Source organism: Clostridium prolinivorans (assembly GCF_004011155.1).
In the GTDB taxonomy this organism is placed as follows: Bacteria; Bacillota; Clostridia; order Clostridiales; family Clostridiaceae; genus Clostridium_AT; species Clostridium_AT prolinivorans.
On the sequence record NZ_RJWG01000049.1, the window covers coordinates 1 to 677 of the forward strand.

General features: G+C 35.3%; 1 protein-coding gene. It reads right to left on the bottom strand.

The genetic code is table 11. The features are described 5' to 3' along the window. On the bottom strand, positions 1 to 677 hold a 677-nt coding region (locus EGD97_RS12270; protein ID WP_127837564.1), incomplete at both ends, for an iron-containing alcohol dehydrogenase.

Sequence of the window (677 nt, forward strand, 5' to 3'; positions counted from 1 at the left end):
GCATTTGGATATTTATATTGTGGAAATGCAGCTTGTTTTCTTGGATTATCTACTGCATTAAATCTTATAACTTCATCTATTAATAAAGCATTTGCAACACCATGTGGTATATGATGCATTGCTCCAAGTTTATGCGCCATTGAATGACATACTCCTAGAAAAGCATTTGCAAAAGCCATTCCTGCCATTGTTGATGCGTGTGCCATTTTTTCTCTTGCTTTTACATTTGTAGTTCCTTCATTATAAGCTTGTGGAAGATACTTGAATATTAATCTTATAGCTTCTAATGCAAGGCCATTTGTATACTCTGACGCAAGCACTGATACATATGCTTCTATAGCATGTGTTAAAGCATCTATTCCTGATGCTGCTGTTAATCCTTTTGGCATCTTCATCATAAGTTCTGCATCTACTATTGCCATATCTGGTGTTAATTCATAATCTGCTAATGGATACTTTACTCCTGTTGTTTCATCTGTTATAACTGCAAATGGTGTTACTTCTGATCCTGTTCCTGCTGAAGTTGGAATAGCAACCATTGTAGCTTTTTCTCCCATTTTAGGGAATGTATATACTCTCTTTCTTATGTCCATAAATCTCATTGCTAAATCTTCAAATCTTACTTCTGGATGTTCATATAATACCCACATTATTTTTGCTGCATCCATTGGTGAGCC